The following is a 15,469-nucleotide window of genomic DNA, read 5'->3' as shown; positions in this document are numbered from 1 at the left end:
ATGCTCGACACCCTCCGCACGATCCGGCACAGCTATGCGTCGGCAGATGTCACTCCGCTTCTCACGCCGATCGACATCGCACCGACCGACGTCGCCGAGAAGGAACGCCTGATCCAGTCCGGCCAGGCGCATTATTCCGAGATGATCTCGGAGGAACGGCGTCCCGATGCGCGGTATCTCGAGATCTACGAGGAAGCGCTCGCACGTCACGAAACGCGCCTTGCCACCGATATCGCTGCGATCGCAAAGGGTATCGCGGCAGAGATCGAAGCGGGAACGCTCTCACCACGGATCAGCCTGTGTTCGCTCGTGCGCGCCGGGCTGCCCTATGGCGTCCTTCTGCGCCGCGCGCTTACCCGGATCGGGATCGATGTCGCGCATTACGGCGTCTCGATCATCCGTGACCGCGGTCTCGATGCGAACGCGATGCTTCATGTCCAGGCGGAGCGGCCGGACGCGGATGTTCTTTTTGTCGACGGCTGGACCGGGAAGGGCGCAATCTCGGGAGAGCTCTCCCGCGCCTGGCGCGCCATGAGCGGTGCGGATCCGCGCCTTGTCGTCCTGGCCGATCCATCGGGCTATGCTTGGCTGTCAGGATCGCATGACGACTGGCTGATCCCGTCCGGTATCCTGGGCGCCAATGTGTCCGGCCTGATTTCCCGCTCGATCCTGAAATCCGATCTCCTCGGGCCCGACGATTTCCATGGCGCCATGGCCGTCGATCATCTTGCGGACATCGACAAATCCCGGGATTTCGTCGATCGCGTGACCCTGGGCCTCGATGCGGCTCTTGCAGAGGCCCGCCCTGCACAATCCGATCCCGATCTATGTGCGGCCTTGCGAGCACGGGCCGCGGTCTGCGTCGGCGCGATTGCCGACCGGCACGGTGTCGATACGCTCAACCGGATCAAGCCGGGGATCGCCGAGGCCACGCGCGCCGTCTTGCGCCGGCGTCCGCACAGGGTGTTCCTGCACGACGCCACGGACCCTGACCTTTCCGCGCTCGTTCACCTGTGCCGAAGCGACGATGTTCCAATGGAAATCGACGCCGCGGTCACCGGCCCCTATCGGGCCATCACCCTGATCGAGAAGGTGTCCTGATGTCCCGGTTCGCAGCCTATTCGCTCGGCGCCACGCTGTACATGCCGGTTTCGCACCCGCGCGTCGCGGACATCTTGCACGGGCGCGTGTCTCCGCCGGCCGGATCGGTGGTCCTGTGCTTGGAAGACGCGCTGGCAGAAGAGGACGTCTCGGACGGCCTCTCGCGCCTCGACATCCTGCTGCGCAATCTGCCGGATCAGCTTCCCGTCCGTGCCTTCCTGCGACCGCGCAACCGGGCGATGGCGCAGGATCTCTGCGCGCGCGCCGCCGGGACCGCCATCGACGGGATCGTCGCGCCGAAGGTCCTGCCCGATACGCTGCCCGAATGGCTCGCCATGGCCCACGAGACTGGCCTGAGCATCATGCCGACCCTCGAGAGCGCCACGTTTTTCGATTCCGGCCAGATCGTCGCGATCCGGGACGTTCTTGATGATCATGCGTCAGATGAGGGCCGCATCGCAGCCATCCGGATCGGCGGGAACGACCTGCTGTCCTCCATGGGTCTGCGCCGTACGCGCGGCGTGATGTCCTGGGATGGACCGCTTGCCTGGGTTCTGTCCATGGTGTCGTCGATCCTGACATCGGCCGGCCATCCGGTTGCAGCGCCGGTTTTCGACGTGATCGACGACCTCGAGACGTTGCGCAGAGAGGTCGAGCGGGACGTTGCGGCCGGCTTCGTGTCGAAGACGATCATCCATCCCGCCCAGGCGCCGGTCGTGGCAGAGGCGTTTCGCGTCTCGCCCGATGAACTGGAAAGTGCCCGCGCCATCCTGGACTCCCGGGCAAAGGCCGTCTTTCAGGTCGGCGGTGTCATGTGCGAACCTTCGACGCATACCGCGTGGGCCGAACGGACGGTTTCACGCGCCCGCTTTTTCGGTATGGTGGATAAAGGTTTTGATCAGGAAGAAGAGTCCGCATTCGGATGACACCACGGCCATCCCTCTGGCAGCGTATCCTCAAGCGGTTGGAAAAGCTGCGTCGGGGTGCTTTCGATCCGAAACCCCCGGCGGACACGGTCGCCTTCTCGATTTCTTTCATCGCACTTTCGGCAAAAATCGCGAAAGCCGACGGGGTGGTGACCCGGAACGAAGTCACCATGTTTCGCCGGATTTTCGATATTCCACCGCACGAGGAGCAGAACGCGGCACGGGTCTACAACCTGTGCCGGCAAGAGACGACCGGGTTCGAGGAGTACGCCCGGAAGATGGCCCGCGTCGTCCAGGGTCACCCGAATGGGCGGGATATCCTGCGCGACGTTCTTGACGGCTTGTTCCACATCGCCATGGCAGATGGCGAGTACCACCCCAATGAAGATGCTTATCTTGCTGAGGTCACAAGGATTTTCCGAATAGGAGATGAGGTCTACCATGACTTGAAGGCACGCCATGTTCCGGAGTTTCGAGATCCCTACCGGGTGCTCGGGGTTTCACGGGATGCGAGCTGGGAAGAGATCCGGCAGGCGCGCCGGGCTTTTTTGCGCGAAAACCATCCCGACAGGATCCAGGCGCGGGGCCTTCCGGAAGAGATGATCGAGCTGGCCAATGCGCGCCTCGTGGACGTGAACGCCGCTTTCGAAGAAATTCGCGCCGAGCTCCAGAACGACCCTGACTTGATACAGAACTTCTAATTCCACTTGCGCACCGCAGTTTGCGCGTGAGCGCTGCATCTATACGTGATAGTGCAGCATCTGTTTGTTATACCACGGGAGAAGGAGAAACAGAATCATGGGCATTTCGCTGAGCAAAGGCCAGACGATCAATTTGTCGAAAGACAGCGGGGCGGGCCTGACCAAGGTATTCATGGGTCTCGGATGGGACCCGGTCGAGCAGAAGAAAGGTGGCTTTCTGGGCGGCATCTTCGGCGGCGGGGGCGGCGGCGACATCGACCTCGATGCCAGCGTAATCATGCTCGATTCCGGCAAGCAGGTGATCGACACGGTGTCCTTTTCGCAGCTAAAATCAAAGGATGGTTCCATCAAGCACGGCGGCGACAACCTGACCGGCCAGGGCGACGGGGATGATGAGGTCATCTATGTCGACCTCACCAAGCTGCCGTCGAACGCGACGCATCTCGTCTTCACCGTGAACAGCTTCCGCGGCCAGACCTTCAACGAGGTCGAGAACGCCTTCGCCCGCCTGGTGGACGACACCAACGACAAGGAGCTGTGCCGCTACACCCTGACCGAACAGGGCCAGCACACCGGGGTCGTCATGGCGTCCATGTCGAAGAGTTCGGACGGCTGGCACATGACCGCACACGGCAAGCCCTGCCAGGGCCGCACCGTGAAAGACATCGCCAAGGATGCCGTCGCGGTTCTCTGAACCTCATTCCACACGAAGGGAGATCACGATCATGCCGATGAACTGGCTGCGTGAAAACGTCACCAAGGCCCGGGCGAACCTCGCCGCCGAGGTCAGCAAATTCCAGAACCGCGCCTTCATGGAAGCGGTCGTGTCGGGCTGCGCGCTGGTCGCCGCGGCCGATGGTTCGATCGATGCGTCCGAGAAGCAGAAGATGGCGCAGTTTCTCGAGCGCTCCGACGAGCTGAAGCATTTCGACATCCGCCAGGTGATCGAGATCTTCAACAAGGCGGCTGTCGATTTCGAATTCGATCACGAGATCGGCAAGGCCAACGCCCTGAAGACGATCGGCAAGATCCGTGGTAAGGATGGCCAGGCACGCCTGCTGATCCGCGTCGTGTGCGCCATCGGCGCGGCGGATGGCGATTTCGATGCCGACGAACAGGCCATGGTGCGCATGATCGCCAAGGATCTGGGCCTGGATCCCGCGGAATTCGATCTCTGATCGCCCGGGGCTGGCGGGCGACCGCCGGCCCCTTTCATGTCCAAGGGGGACCCCATGCATTCTCTGGAAACCTACCAGCTCGCGATCATCGCGCTCGGCGCCATCGCGTTCGGGATCTGGCTGCTCGTCAAGGGCGGGGACTGGACCGTCGACAACGCTGTCGTCGTCGCCGAAAAGTCCGGCCTGTCCAAGCTCTTCATTGCAGCGACGATCATCGCCTTCGGCACGTCGGCGCCCGAGCTTTTCACGTCGATCAACGCGAACGTATCCGGGTTTCCGGGGATCTCCGTCGGCAACGTCGTGGGCAGCAACATCGCGAACGTCTTTATGGTCGTCGCGGTGTCTGCCCTGATCGCGCCGGTGATCTTCGACCGCAAGGAAGTGCGCGTCGACACGATCATCATGCTGGTGGCCACCGCCGCGATGTTCGCGGCAATCCCGGCCGGCCTTCTGCCGCGCTGGGGCGGCATCGCGATGGTCATCGTGCTCGCGGCCTACATCTTCTACCAGTACAAAGCCTCGAAGCTTGATATCGACGAAGTCGAAGAGCATGAAGCCGACGGCCCGGCGCCCGGGCTGATGCTCGTTGCCGGCATCCTGACCCTGCTCGTCGGATCGGAGATCCTGGTGCAGGGCGCAGTCGCCGGTGGTGTCGCGCTCGGCGTGCCGGAAGCCGTAATCGGCATGACGCTCATCGCCTTCGGGACGTCCCTTCCCGAGTTGACGGCTTGCGTGGCCGCGGCGCGCAAGGGCCAGTCCGATGTGATCATCGGCGGGATCATCGGCTCGAACATCTTCAACATCTTCTCGGTGATGGCGATCTCGGCGATCGCGAAGCCGCTGATCATCGATCCGCGCTTTGCCTCCTTCGATATGCCCTTCGTTGTCGGCGTGACGCTGATCTTCGCGATCCTGTTGCTCTTCGTGGGCAAGATCGGACGCATCGCCGGCGGGTTGATGGCCGTGGGCTATCTCGCTTTCATCGTCGCGCAATACGCGGTCTCGGGCGCGGCGCTGCCTGCGATCCCCTGACCTGAAACAGTTCACCACCTCAATCAAAGGAGGATCTCACCATGGCATTGTCTCTCAACAAGGGCGGGAACATCTCGCTTTCGAAGACCGATCCGGGTCTCAAGAAAATCCTCGTCGGCCTCGGCTGGGACGAGCGCGCCACCTCGGGCGCGGATTTCGATCTCGACGCTTCGGTCTTCATGGTCAACGAGACTGGCAAGGTCCGCGGCGACCACGACTTCATCTTCTACAGCCAGCTGCAGTCCCCCGATGGCTCTGTCGTCCATACCGGTGACAACCGAACCGGCGAAGGTGACGGCGACGACGAAGCGATCAAGGTCGATCTCGACAAGGTGCCGGCCGATATCCAGAAGCTCGTCGTGACGGTCACGATCCACGAGGCTGAGAAGAATGGCCTGAACTTCGGCATGGTCTCGAACGCCTTCATCCGCGTGGTCAACGACGAGACCGGAACCGAGGTCGTCCGCTACGATCTCGGCGAGGACTTCGCCGGCGAGACCGCCGTCGAGTTTGGCGAGGTCTATCGCCACAATGGCGAGTGGAAGTTCCGCGCCATCGGCCAGGGCTACAATGGCGGCCTGATGGCCATGTGCCAGCGCTACGGCATCAACGCCTCGGCCTGACGTTCATCGCCGGCCCGGTTCCGGGCCGGCCCCACGACTTCTCGAGAAACCAAAGGAGATACGAGAATGGCAGTTTCGCTTTCCAAGGGCGGCAACGTTTCGCTTTCGAAGGAGGCCCCCGGCCTCAAGAATGTCGTCGTCGGCCTGGGCTGGGACCCGCGCGCGACTGACGGCCAGGAATTCGACCTGGACGCCTCGGTGTTCGTCTGTGGTGAAAATGGTAAGGTCCGCTCGGATGTGGATTTCATTTTCTACAACAACAAGACCGGCGCAGATGGCTCGATCGAGCACATGGGCGACAACCGAACCGGCGAGGGCGAAGGCGACGATGAGCAGGTGAAGATCGACCTGTCGAAGGTGCCGGCCGATATCAAGAAGCTCGCCTTTGCCGTGACGATCCACGACGCCGAAGCCCGCAAGCAGAACTTTGGCATGGTCGGCGGTGCCTTCATGCGCGTGGTGAACGCCGAGGGCGACAAGGAGCTCGCGCGTTACGACCTTGGCGAGGATTTCGCCCTCGAAGCGGCGGTCATCTTCGGCGAAGTCTACCGCCACGGCGACGAGTGGAAGTTCAAGGCCGTGGGCCAGGGCTTCAACGGCGGCCTCGGCCCGCTCGCCTCGAGCTTCGGCGTCAATATCGGCTAAACGCCGATTGGCCCGGGGCGGAAGATCGCCTTGGGCGTTTTTTGTTGGGATTGGCTCGCAGCTGATGTTGGGAGCGGCCTTCGGTCTCGAGCAATCGCAGGCCCGACCTCATGGCGATCACACAGTTTAAGGATAAGACACCATGACCGACCTGCCCATTGGCGCAAACGCCCCGCTCGTTGGCAACACCGTCGCCCTCCTGCTGGATCTCCCCGGTGGGGCCGAGATTGACGTGACCGCATTGCAGATCTATCCCGGCGGCAAGGTTCGCGGCGACGACGACATGTGCTTTTATGGGCAGCCCTCGATCGCCGGCGGCGCTATTCGCCTGACACAAGGTCCTAGCCCGCGTTTCGACATTGATCTCGGGCAGGTCCCCGGAGATGTGGAAAAGATCGTAATCACGGCCACCGCCGAGGGCAGCAAGACCTTTGGTCAGCTTGGCGATGTGAGCATGGATGTTGGGCCCCACAGCCTGTCGATCCCCGGCCAGGGCCGAGCCGAGGCCGCGCTGATCCTCGCGGAGATCTACAAGCGCGATGGCGCGTGGAAGGTGCGCAATGTCGGCCAAGGCTTCAATGGCGGTCTCGCCCAGCTTGCCACGCATTTTGGCGTAGAGATTGCGGAGGAAGAAAATTATTCACCAGCTCCCGCGGCGCCTCCGAAGCCAGCCACTTCCGTTGATCTTTCGAAAGTCACGTTGACCAAAGCCGGAGACAGGTCGCGGATCTCGCTCGACAAGGCGCAGGACGGCATCGTGCGCGTTTCCGCAACCTGGATCGACAATGGCGATGCACGCGACGACAATGACGATCTCGATCTTCGTGCCGGGATCCTGATGCCAGATGGATCCATGCATTGGCTTGCCGCGTCCCACCCGGGACAGCTTAATGCTCATCCGTTCGCTCGGCACCTCGGCGACGTTACGCAAGCAACGAAGGATGCTCCGGGTACCGAGATCATCGAAGTTTCCGCCGACATCTCGCGCAAGCAGGGCGGGCCCGTAGGTATCGTGTTCTCGATCTACAGCGCGATCGCAAACGGACCGGTTTCGATAGCATCGCTACAGCCAGAAATGACGATCAAGCATGGAAATGACGTCGTCGAGTGCAGCTACAAGTTTCCCGGCGGCAAGGCGGCCAAGAACGTCTACACCTACGTGATCGGTACGATCCGCGTGGACGAGGACGCTCTGGATGTCCAATTGTCAGGAGCAACCTCGCCAAAAAACAGTGAGAACACGCCTTGGATCGAGCATCAGAGCGGGGCTCTAAATGTGAGCTTCGACGGTCCGCCAGTCTTCAAGAAGGGGCGTGGCATTTTTGGACGTATTCTCGGGGCCGGCGGTCGCAAATACGCCAATCTCTGATGGTTCCAAAATACATCGCGAACAGGTCTCGAAAGGGATCGGGAAAACAAGGAGACAAATCATGACCGACCTGCCCATTGGCGCAAACGCCCCGCTCGTTGGCAACACCGTCGCCCTCCTGCTGGATCTCCCCGGTGGGGCCGAGATTGACGTGACCGCATTGCAGATCTATCCCGGCGGCAAGGTTCGCGGCGACGACGACATGTGCTTTTATGGGCAGCCCTCGATCGCCGGCGGCGCTATTCGCCTGACACAAGGTCCTAGCCCGCGTTTCGACATTGATCTCGGGCAGGTCCCCGGAGATGTGGAAAAGATCGTAATCACGGCCACCGCCGAGGGCAGCAAGACCTTTGGTCAGCTTGGCGATGTGAGCATGGATGTTGGGCCCCACAGCCTGTCGATCCCCGGCCAGGGCCGAGCCGAGGCCGCGCTGATCCTCGCGGAGATCTACAAGCGCAATGGCGCGTGGAAGGTGCGCAATGTCGGCCAAGGCTTCAATGGCGGTCTCGCCCAGCTTGCCACGCATTTTGGCGTAGAGATCGCCGATGACAGCGGCAGCGCACCCTCGGCCGCGCCGACGCCGCCCAAGGCGGACCCGAAGCCGGCCCCTGCTCCGTCCGTCAACCTTTCCAAGGTCAACCTGACCAAGACCGAGAGCACCGTGAACCTGAAAAAGTCGGACGGGCGTTTCGGCAAGATCCGCGTCAACCTGAACTGGAACCAGCGCGCGCCGCAGAAAAAGGGCCTGTTCGGCATGGGCAAGTCCCAGGGGATCGACCTCGACGTGGGTGCGTTCATCGAGCTGAAGGACGGGTATCGCTCCGTCGTCCAGGCGCTCGGCGATGCCTTCGGCAGCTTCCGGGACGAACCTTATGTGAAGCTTCTCGGTGACGACCGGACAGGCGCGGTCAGTGATGGTGAATGGCTCGAGATCAACGGCGACATGTGGTCCAAGATCGACCGCATCCTGGTCTACGCCTTCATCTACGAGGGTGCGCCGAACTGGCGCGAGACAGATGGTGCGGTGCGCATCCTGGTGCCCGACCAGCCCGAGGTCGAGGTGCGGATGAATGAGTATGGCTCTACCGACGGCATGTGCGCCATCGCGGAGCTGTCGAATGCCGGTGACCAGATCAAGGTGAAACGTCTCGTCGAGTTCTTCCCGGGGCATCGTTACATGGACGAGGCCTATGGCTGGGGATTCAGCTGGAAGGCGGGACGCAAGTAATACAAACGCTTTTTGCAGGCCTCGCCATCACATCGGCTCTCGGTTGCCGAAGGAGTCGACCGGGTAAACATCTTCCTCGGTGTAGGGATGCACTGGGCCAACGAGCACGATGAGAGGTGGTCGCGGGAATTCGGACCAGTTGCTAAGCTCTGGCAACTGACGAAGGACGAACACTCGAGATGGCGACACAGAAACGCTACACATCAGAATTCAAGGCCAAGGTTGCCTTGGAAGCCATACGCGAAGAACTGACGACGGCTGAGTTAGCCAAGAAGTACGATGTGCATCCGACGATGATCAACGGTTGGAAACGCACAGCGATCGCCAACATGGCGCAGTCGTTTGACGCCAAGCCAAAGGCGGAAGCATCGCTTTCCGAGAAAGAGGTGGAGAAACTGCATGCCAAGATCGGGCAACTGGTGGTTGAACGCGATTTTTTGGCCGATGCGTCCAGGATCATCCTCGGGACTGGAGGCAAAAAGCGGTGAAGCAAGATCATCCCAAACTGAGCGTCCGGCGACAATGCACGCTGCTGTCGCTCGCCCGATCTACGCTGTATTATCAGCCCCGCGGGGAAAGCGCCGAGAACCTCAAGTTCATGGCGCTCATCGACGCGCAATTTCTGAAAACTCCGTGGTACGGCTCGCGGCAGATGGCCCGTCATATGCAAAGGGAGGGTCACAAATGCGGTCGCCATCGTGTGAGGCGACTGATGCGGCTCATGCGTTTGGTGCCGATCTACCAAGAACCCAAGACCAGCCAGAAAAACCCCGAACACAAGATTTATCCGTACTTGCTCAAGGACTTGGCCATCACTCGCCCCAACCAAGTCTGGTGCACCGACATCACCTATATCAAGATGCAGCGCGGGTTTTTGTATCTGGTCGCCATCATGGACTGGCACAGCCGCAAGGTGCTGAGTTGGCGGCTGTCCAATACCATGGACGCAGGGTTCTGTGTCGAGGCTTTGAAAGAGGCCCTCGCCACCTATGGCCCGCCCGAGGTCTTCAATTCGGACCAAGGCAGCCAGTTCACCAGCACCGATTTCACCGATGTTTTGAAAGATGCGCAGGTGAAGATTTCGATGGATGGGCGAGGCCGATGGATCGACAACCGAATGATTGAACGGCTGTGGCGGTCCCTGAAATACGAATGCGTCTTCTTGAACGCCTTCGAAACCGGTCTGGAAGCGCGCCGAGGGATCGGCGCCTGGATCGCCTATTACAATGAAGAGCGCCCACATTCATCCCACGGTCTGATGACCCCAGACGAGGTTTATGCTAATCGCAAACCAAACATGAAACTTGTCGCGTGATATGAAAACCATGCCAGAGCGCTGCGCGGCATAAAACTGGTCGAAAAACCAGGACCACCTCTAATGGTTGGTGGCGGAGAGAATGGGATTCGAACCCTGAGTTCGTGTTCAGCAACAAACTATAGACAAGAGACGGCGGTTGCGCACTCCCGCAACCAAAAATAACGCAAAACGCCGCGCCCGAAAGGGCAGCGGCGTTTTTGTGTTCTACCAACGAGTCACAGCCAGACCGAACAATGGCGCGCTGGCAGTCTTCAATCGCGCTTGGACTTTTGGGGAAATTGAACTGAAACAATGGGCCCGCAAAGCCGCGAGCCCTTTGTTTCGATCAAATGCAACGTGCGGTCAGCTGGCCGCGGTGCCGTCCGCGTTCGCCTTTGGCAGGTCCCAGAACAGGCCGGTCATGCAGCGCAGCGCGTCGCGGCAGACGGGTTTCAGAACATGTTCGTTCGGGGCGTGTTGCGAACATCCGCGATAGGAATGCGGCACCCAGACCGTCGGCAGTTCAAGGATATCGGCAAAGCTGTCGTTCGGCAGGGACCCCGCAAGGTTCGGCAAGATATGCGGCTTCTTGCCTGCGGTTTCGGTCAGCGATCCCGCCACGAAGGTTACCCAGGGGTGATCTGGGTCCAGGCGGGTTGCCCTGAAGAACCCGCGATCATGCGGGGTGACCTTGATGTTTTCGAACCCGTGTTTGTCCAGATGGCGGCGCAGTGCGGGCAGGATGTCATCGGGATCAGTGCCCACCACATAGCGCAGCTGGCAGGTGGCGCGGGCGGTAGGGGCGATGGCATTGACTGGCGCTTCCGGCACGCCGCTGGTCATTGCAAGCACCGCGAAGGAGTTCCAGCCAAAGACTCGCTCCGCAGGGGTCAGCGAGGTTTCGCCCCAGTCGCTGTCGATCGCTGGGCCGCTGTCGCCCTCGAGCGGCAGACCGTCCAGCGCGGCGCGCACGGTGTCGGTGAGGCTGTCAGGGCGCCATTCGGGGATCTGGATCTGGCCGCGGCGGTCGCAGATGGTGGTGAGCGCATGGGCCAGAATCATCGCGGGATCCGCCAGCAGGCCGCCCCAATTGCCCGAGTGATGCGCACCCTCGCGCAGGTCGAGTTCAAGGTCAAAGCTGACACCGCCGCGCGAGCCCATGAACATGGTGGGGGTGTCGGGCTGAAGGCGCGGCCCGTCTGAGGCGATCAGAACGTCGGCCTTCAGGCGGTCCTTCTGCGCGGTGAAGAATTCCGGCAGACCGGCAGAACCGGTTTCCTCGGACATTTCAATCACGATCTTGACGTTGAAGCCAAGGCTGCCGCGTTCGGCCAGCACGGCCTCCAGGGCGGCAATATTGACCAGATGCTGGCCCTTGTTGTCGGCGGTGCCGCGGCCATAAAGCCGATCGCCTTCCTCGACCAGGGTGAAGGGGCCCAGCCCTTCGCGCCACTGTTCGGTCTGGGCGCGGATCACATCGCCATGGCCATAGGTCAGAACGGTGGTAAGGGCCGGATCCTCGATCCGTTCGCCGACCAGGAGCGGGCCACCGGCAGGATCGGGGTTCGGGAAGATCTCGCAGGTAAACCCGGAGGCGGTGAGACGGGGCTCGATCACCTCGACAAGGTAGCGCATCAGCTCAGGCGCGGCCTCGGGGTTCTGGCTTTCGGTCGGGTAAGTGACCCAATGGGCCAGGTCGGATTGAAAGGTGCCTTCGTCAAAATAACTGCTGACACGGGAAATTGCGCCGTCGCGGCTGGTAGATGCGGTCATTTCTGCTCCACAGGTTCGGTAATGGCATCGCCCCAGGGCGACATGATTTCGGTGCAGCCGCTGTTGCGGCCTTCCTTGCGCTGAACGCCGGCCGGGCAGGCGAAGGCATAGGGGAAGACGGCGCGGCGGGTTGTGACCGTGTTGTGCTCGGCCTCAAGCGCGGCGATCACATCGGCGGGCAGGCTGTCGTCCGCGACCACGGTCTCCCCACCTGACACATCGATCCGGGGCTGGTGGAAAGCCTCGCCCACGTCCATGCCAAAGTCCGCCACAAAGGACGAAAGCTGCGCGACGGCCGAGACGATCTTGCGCCCGCCGGATGCGCCAAAGGCAAAACGGTTGCCGCTTTCGGTCTCGCCCAGGACCGGGCAGACGTTCATCAGGCAGCGTTTGCCGGGCGCCAGCGAGTTTGGTTTGCCCTGCTCGGGGTCGAACCACATGATGCCGTTGTTCATCAGCAATCCGGTCTGCGGCGACACCACGCGGGAGCCGAAGATCGACAGCAGCGTCTGGGTGTGGGACACCATGTTGCCGTGGCGGTCCACCACCGAGAAATGCGTGGTACAGCCGGGGGCATCCGGGGTTTCGCCATCATCGCCCATGCCCGACAGGCGCTTGGCATAGGCGGCCTTCAGCGCAGCGGCATAGGCGGTATAGGCCTCTGCACCCGGTTGATCGCCGGGTGTCAGCGCCTCTTCGAGATGGGCAAAGGCATCGCGGAATGTCGGTCCGGCGGTCAGCCCCGGCATCACGTTGAACCGTGCGTTGCGATAGGCAAAGGACAGCGGATCCAGCATCTCTGCATGATAGCTGGCAAGGTCTTCGACCGAGAGCGATCCGCCCTTGGCCTGCACGTCGGCAGCCATGGCGGCGGCGATGTCACCTTCGTAGAAATCCCGCGCTCCGGCCTCGGCCAGCTGTGACAGGGTGTCGGCCATCTTGGACATGTCGATGCGCTTGTCCGCGAGGCTGGTCCAGCCCGCGATGGTCGGCCATTGACCGTCTTCCAGGAACAGCGCCGCAGCGTCTGCGTCCTGCGCCAGCGCGCGGGTGGTCGAGGCGATGATCAGCGCCGCATACCAGTCCACCGCAAGCCCCTCGCGGCCAAGTGCGATGGCCGGTTGCAGTAAGTCCTTCCACGGCAGCTTGCCGAACCGCGCGTGGGCCTTGCCCACACCATCGACGGTGCCCGGCACCGCAATGGCGGTGGCGCCTTGCACGTTGCGGTCTTCGACGACCTTTTCCCAGGGGAAGAGATCGCCGGCCTTGCCTTCGCCGGACAGCGGATAATCGGCGACGTTCAGCCCCTTGGGCGCGCGCATGCCGTAGTTGAGTGCATAGGCGCGCCCTTCGTCAGCGCGCCAGAGCATGGCGGCGCCGCCACCGGCCGGGCCGCTCATCCAGGGTTCGACCACCCCGATGGCAAAGGAGACGGCGACGGCGGCATCCACCGCGTCTCCGCCTGCGGCCAGCACATCGGCCCCGATCCGGGCGGCGCGGCTGTGCTGGGCTGCGACGACGCCGTATTCGGTTTCGATCACCGTCTTGCGGGTCACCTGCGTCGAGGAGAGATTGGATATCATGTGAGTCTTCCTTTCTGTCCGATCAGGCCGCAGAGGTCTGGGCGCTGTCAAAGAGGTGGCATTCGACGCGGCCATCTTCGGTCGCAACGGTCTGCGGCGCAACCTGGCTGCACTGGGGCATTGCCTTGGCGCAGCGCGGGTGGAAATGGCAGCCTGATGGGGGCGCAATCGGGTTCGGGTAGGCCGCGCCCAGGTGCGTGTCCGGCACGCCCTTGTTGGGATCCGGGGTCAGCACCGATTGCAGCAGCGCATCGGAGTAGGGATGGCGGCTGCGGTCGAACAGGCCTTCAACACTGGCTTCCTCGACGATCCGGCCGAGGTACATTACCGCCACCCGGTTCGCGAGGTGTTCCACCACCGCAAGGTTATGGCTGATGAAAAGGTAGGTGAGGCCGAATTCGCGGCGCAGATCTGCCAGCAGGTTCAGGATCTGTGACTGCACAGACACATCCAGCGCCGAGGTCGGCTCGTCACAGATGACGATCTCGGGCTTCATGATCAGCGCCCGGGCAATCGCCACCCGCTGCCGCTGACCGCCGGACATCTGGCTGGGGTAGGTGTTCATCACCCGCGCGGGCAGGCCGACGATGTCCAGGATCTCGCGCACCGCCTTTTCCTGGCTGGCGCTGTCACCGACATTATGCACCCGCAGCGGCAACGAGATGATGTCGTAGATGCTCTTGCGCGGATTGAGCGAGGAATAGGGGTCCTGAAAGATCGGCTGGATGCGGCGGGCCAGTTCCGACCGGTTCTGGGCGCCAAGTTCCTTGCCATCCACCAGCACCTGACCCTCGGTAGGCTGTTCAAGGCCCAGCAGGATCTTGGCGAGGGTGGATTTGCCGCAGCCGGATTCCCCGACAAGGCCAAGGACCTCGCCGCGGCCGATCTTCAGCGACACGTCATTGACCGCCTTCAGCGGCTTGGGGGAGGAAAACATGCCCTGTTTGACCGAATAGGTCTTGGACACGTTGCGCAGTTCCAACACGGGAGTATCGCTCATGCGGGCACCTCTACGGAGTTCTGGGCGTGGCCATCGGCGTGGACACAGCGGAAGTTGTGATCGGAACTGGCGTGTTCGCGCAGCGGGATCGGTTCGCGGCAGGCTGCGACTGCATGATCGCAGCGGGTGCGGAAGGGGCAGCCGGTCACATCCCCAACCAGCGAAGGCACGATGCCGGGGATGGTGCCCAGCTCGGCGCCGCGCTCGGTCTTGCCTGGCACCGGGATGCAGCGCAACAGGCCGCGGGTGTAGGGGTGCGCCGGGGACTCGAAGACGGCGGTGGCGGGGCCAGTCTCGACCAGCTCGCCCGCGTACATCACCGCAACCTTGTCGGCGACGCGGGCCACCACGCCCAGGTCATGGGTGATGAGGATCATAGCCATGCCCAGTTCCTTTTGCAGATCGACCAGCAGCCGCAGGATCTGCGCCTGAATGGTCACGTCGAGCGCGGTTGTCGGCTCATCCGCGATGATCAGTTCCGGCTCACACATCAGCGCCATCGCGATCATCACCCGCTGCCGCAAGCCGCCCGAAAGCTGGTGCGGATATTGCGACAGGCGGCTTTCGGCGGCGGTGATGCCAACCTTTTCCAGGAGTTCCACCGCGCGGGCGCGGGCCTGATCCTTCGACACCGGCTTGTGCAGCAGCAGTGCCTCGGCAAGCTGGTCGCCTATGGTATAGGCCGGGTTGAGCGAGGTCATCGGCTCCTGAAAGATCATCGACATGCGAAGACCGCGCAGCTTGCGCATGCCGCGTTGGCTGGTCTTCATCAGGTCGATGCCGTCAAAGGACAGCTGATCCGCCTTGCGAGAGATCTTCTTGCCCAGAAGCCCCATGATCGCGAGCGAGGTCAGGGACTTGCCGGAGCCGCTTTCCCCAACGATGCAGAGCGTTTCGCCCCGGTTCAGGTCGAAGTCGATGCCGCGCACGGCGTGCAAGGTGCCGCCGCCGACGGGAATATCCAGCGTCAGGTTGCGGACAGAGAGTATCGGTGTGTCAGTCATGCCTGCCTC

The 15,469-nt window shown here is 62.2% G+C and carries 15 protein-coding genes; 11 read left to right on the top strand and 4 right to left on the bottom strand.

All coding sequences use genetic code 11. From position 1 onward, the window contains the following. The 11 genes from AC5SSZ_RS15795 (at nucleotide 1) to AC5SSZ_RS15745 (ending at nucleotide 10,118) form a co-directional block, all read left to right on the top strand. Entirely contained in the window at nucleotides 1-1,101 is a 1,101-nt protein-coding gene (locus AC5SSZ_RS15795; RefSeq protein ID WP_495438759.1) for a cysteine protease StiP domain-containing protein, read from the top strand. Continuing rightward, on the top strand, nucleotides 1,101-2,027 hold the full coding sequence (locus AC5SSZ_RS15790) for an HpcH/HpaI aldolase/citrate lyase family protein (protein ID WP_495438757.1): 927 nt from the start codon (nucleotides 1,101-1,103) through the stop codon (nucleotides 2,025-2,027). The genes AC5SSZ_RS15795 and AC5SSZ_RS15790 overlap by 1 nt, the downstream gene beginning before the upstream one ends. Continuing rightward, a complete protein-coding gene (locus AC5SSZ_RS15785) occupies nucleotides 2,024-2,728 on the top strand; it encodes a TerB family tellurite resistance protein (protein ID WP_495438755.1) in 705 nt (234 codons plus the stop codon). The genes AC5SSZ_RS15790 and AC5SSZ_RS15785 overlap by 4 nt, the downstream gene beginning before the upstream one ends. 97 nt (nucleotides 2,729-2,825) lie before the next feature. Next, on the top strand, nucleotides 2,826-3,422 hold the full coding sequence (locus tag AC5SSZ_RS15780; RefSeq protein ID WP_495438753.1) for a TerD family protein: 597 nt from the start codon (nucleotides 2,826-2,828) through the stop codon (nucleotides 3,420-3,422). A gap of 31 nt (nucleotides 3,423-3,453) precedes the next feature. Then, a complete protein-coding gene (locus AC5SSZ_RS15775) occupies nucleotides 3,454-3,906 on the top strand; it encodes a tellurite resistance TerB family protein (RefSeq protein ID WP_495438751.1) in 453 nt (150 codons plus the stop codon). Nucleotides 3,907-3,960: 54 nt separating this feature from the next. Next, nucleotides 3,961-4,938 carry a calcium/sodium antiporter gene (locus AC5SSZ_RS15770; protein WP_495438749.1) on the top strand — a complete coding sequence of 326 codons (978 nt, stop codon included), beginning with the start codon at nucleotides 3,961-3,963 and terminating at the stop codon, nucleotides 4,936-4,938. A 41-nt stretch (nucleotides 4,939-4,979) separates the two neighbouring features. Continuing rightward, nucleotides 4,980-5,561: a TerD family protein gene (locus tag AC5SSZ_RS15765; RefSeq protein ID WP_495438747.1), complete on the top strand. Its 582-nt coding sequence runs from the start codon at nucleotides 4,980-4,982 to the stop codon at nucleotides 5,559-5,561. A 66-nt stretch (nucleotides 5,562-5,627) separates the two neighbouring features. Continuing rightward, nucleotides 5,628-6,206, top strand: a complete 579-nt coding sequence (locus AC5SSZ_RS15760) for a TerD family protein (protein ID WP_495438745.1) — start codon at nucleotides 5,628-5,630, stop codon at nucleotides 6,204-6,206. Nucleotides 6,207-6,348: 142 nt separating this feature from the next. After that, nucleotides 6,349-7,575 carry a TerD family protein gene (locus AC5SSZ_RS15755; RefSeq protein ID WP_495438743.1) on the top strand — a complete coding sequence of 409 codons (1,227 nt, stop codon included), beginning with the start codon at nucleotides 6,349-6,351 and terminating at the stop codon, nucleotides 7,573-7,575. 61 nt (nucleotides 7,576-7,636) lie between these two features. Then, nucleotides 7,637-8,803, top strand: coding sequence for a TerD family protein (locus tag AC5SSZ_RS15750; RefSeq protein WP_495438741.1), 1,167 nt, complete (start codon nucleotides 7,637-7,639; stop codon nucleotides 8,801-8,803). 179 nt (nucleotides 8,804-8,982) lie between these two features. Continuing rightward, nucleotides 8,983-10,118, top strand: a protein-coding gene (locus AC5SSZ_RS15745) for an IS3 family transposase (RefSeq protein ID WP_495438739.1) whose coding sequence is annotated in 2 segments (ribosomal slippage) — nucleotides 8,983-9,273 and nucleotides 9,276-10,118 — 1,134 coding nt in all. Because the reading frame shifts where the segments join, the coding sequence is not laid out codon by codon here. Between the two features lie 345 nt (nucleotides 10,119-10,463). Here AC5SSZ_RS15745 and AC5SSZ_RS15740 read toward each other — a convergent pair. Genes AC5SSZ_RS15740 through AC5SSZ_RS15725 form a run of 4 tightly spaced genes read right to left on the bottom strand, consistent with a single transcriptional unit; the run spans nucleotide 10,464 to nucleotide 15,460 of the window. Then, nucleotides 10,464-11,873 (bottom strand): M20 family metallopeptidase, encoded by a 1,410-nt coding sequence (locus tag AC5SSZ_RS15740; RefSeq protein ID WP_495438737.1) that lies wholly within the window; start codon nucleotides 11,871-11,873, stop codon nucleotides 10,464-10,466. Continuing rightward, a complete protein-coding gene (locus tag AC5SSZ_RS15735) occupies nucleotides 11,870-13,456 on the bottom strand; it encodes a gamma-glutamyltransferase (protein WP_495438735.1) in 1,587 nt (528 codons plus the stop codon). The genes AC5SSZ_RS15740 and AC5SSZ_RS15735 overlap by 4 nt, the downstream gene beginning before the upstream one ends. A 22-nt stretch (nucleotides 13,457-13,478) precedes the next feature. Continuing rightward, nucleotides 13,479-14,456, bottom strand: coding sequence for an ABC transporter ATP-binding protein (locus tag AC5SSZ_RS15730; protein WP_065271733.1), 978 nt, complete (start codon nucleotides 14,454-14,456; stop codon nucleotides 13,479-13,481). Further along, nucleotides 14,453-15,460, bottom strand: a complete 1,008-nt coding sequence (locus AC5SSZ_RS15725; RefSeq protein ID WP_495438733.1) for an ABC transporter ATP-binding protein — start codon at nucleotides 15,458-15,460, stop codon at nucleotides 14,453-14,455. The genes AC5SSZ_RS15730 and AC5SSZ_RS15725 overlap by 4 nt, the downstream gene beginning before the upstream one ends. Nucleotides 15,461-15,469 lie beyond the last annotated feature (9 nt).

This window comes from Phaeobacter sp. CC-HEC084, from assembly GCF_059429255.1.
Note: the sequence above shows the minus strand (reverse complement) of the source record. Positions and strands in the feature narration are given on the sequence as shown.

Excerpts from the sequence above, each read along its gene's own strand:
- AC5SSZ_RS15785 (WP_495438755.1), top strand. The coding sequence starts at position 2,024 with ATGACACCACGGCCATCCCTCTGGCAGCGTATCCTCAAGCGGTTGGAA.
- AC5SSZ_RS15755 (WP_495438743.1), top strand. The coding sequence starts at position 6,349 with ATGACCGACCTGCCCATTGGCGCAAACGCCCCGCTCGTTGGCAACACC.
- AC5SSZ_RS15775 (WP_495438751.1), top strand. The coding sequence starts at position 3,454 with ATGCCGATGAACTGGCTGCGTGAAAACGTCACCAAGGCCCGGGCGAAC.
- AC5SSZ_RS15780 (WP_495438753.1), top strand. The coding sequence starts at position 2,826 with ATGGGCATTTCGCTGAGCAAAGGCCAGACGATCAATTTGTCGAAAGAC.
- AC5SSZ_RS15725 (WP_495438733.1), bottom strand. The coding sequence starts at position 15,460 with ATGACTGACACACCGATACTCTCTGTCCGCAACCTGACGCTGGATATT.
- AC5SSZ_RS15790 (WP_495438757.1), top strand. The coding sequence starts at position 1,101 with ATGTCCCGGTTCGCAGCCTATTCGCTCGGCGCCACGCTGTACATGCCG.
- AC5SSZ_RS15740 (WP_495438737.1), bottom strand. The coding sequence starts at position 11,873 with ATGACCGCATCTACCAGCCGCGACGGCGCAATTTCCCGTGTCAGCAGT.
- AC5SSZ_RS15730 (WP_065271733.1), bottom strand. The coding sequence starts at position 14,456 with ATGAGCGATACTCCCGTGTTGGAACTGCGCAACGTGTCCAAGACCTAT.
- AC5SSZ_RS15765 (WP_495438747.1), top strand. The coding sequence starts at position 4,980 with ATGGCATTGTCTCTCAACAAGGGCGGGAACATCTCGCTTTCGAAGACC.
- AC5SSZ_RS15770 (WP_495438749.1), top strand. The coding sequence starts at position 3,961 with ATGCATTCTCTGGAAACCTACCAGCTCGCGATCATCGCGCTCGGCGCC.
- AC5SSZ_RS15795 (WP_495438759.1), top strand. The coding sequence starts at position 1 with ATGCTCGACACCCTCCGCACGATCCGGCACAGCTATGCGTCGGCAGAT.
- AC5SSZ_RS15760 (WP_495438745.1), top strand. The coding sequence starts at position 5,628 with ATGGCAGTTTCGCTTTCCAAGGGCGGCAACGTTTCGCTTTCGAAGGAG.
- AC5SSZ_RS15735 (WP_495438735.1), bottom strand. The coding sequence starts at position 13,456 with ATGATATCCAATCTCTCCTCGACGCAGGTGACCCGCAAGACGGTGATC.
- AC5SSZ_RS15750 (WP_495438741.1), top strand. The coding sequence starts at position 7,637 with ATGACCGACCTGCCCATTGGCGCAAACGCCCCGCTCGTTGGCAACACC.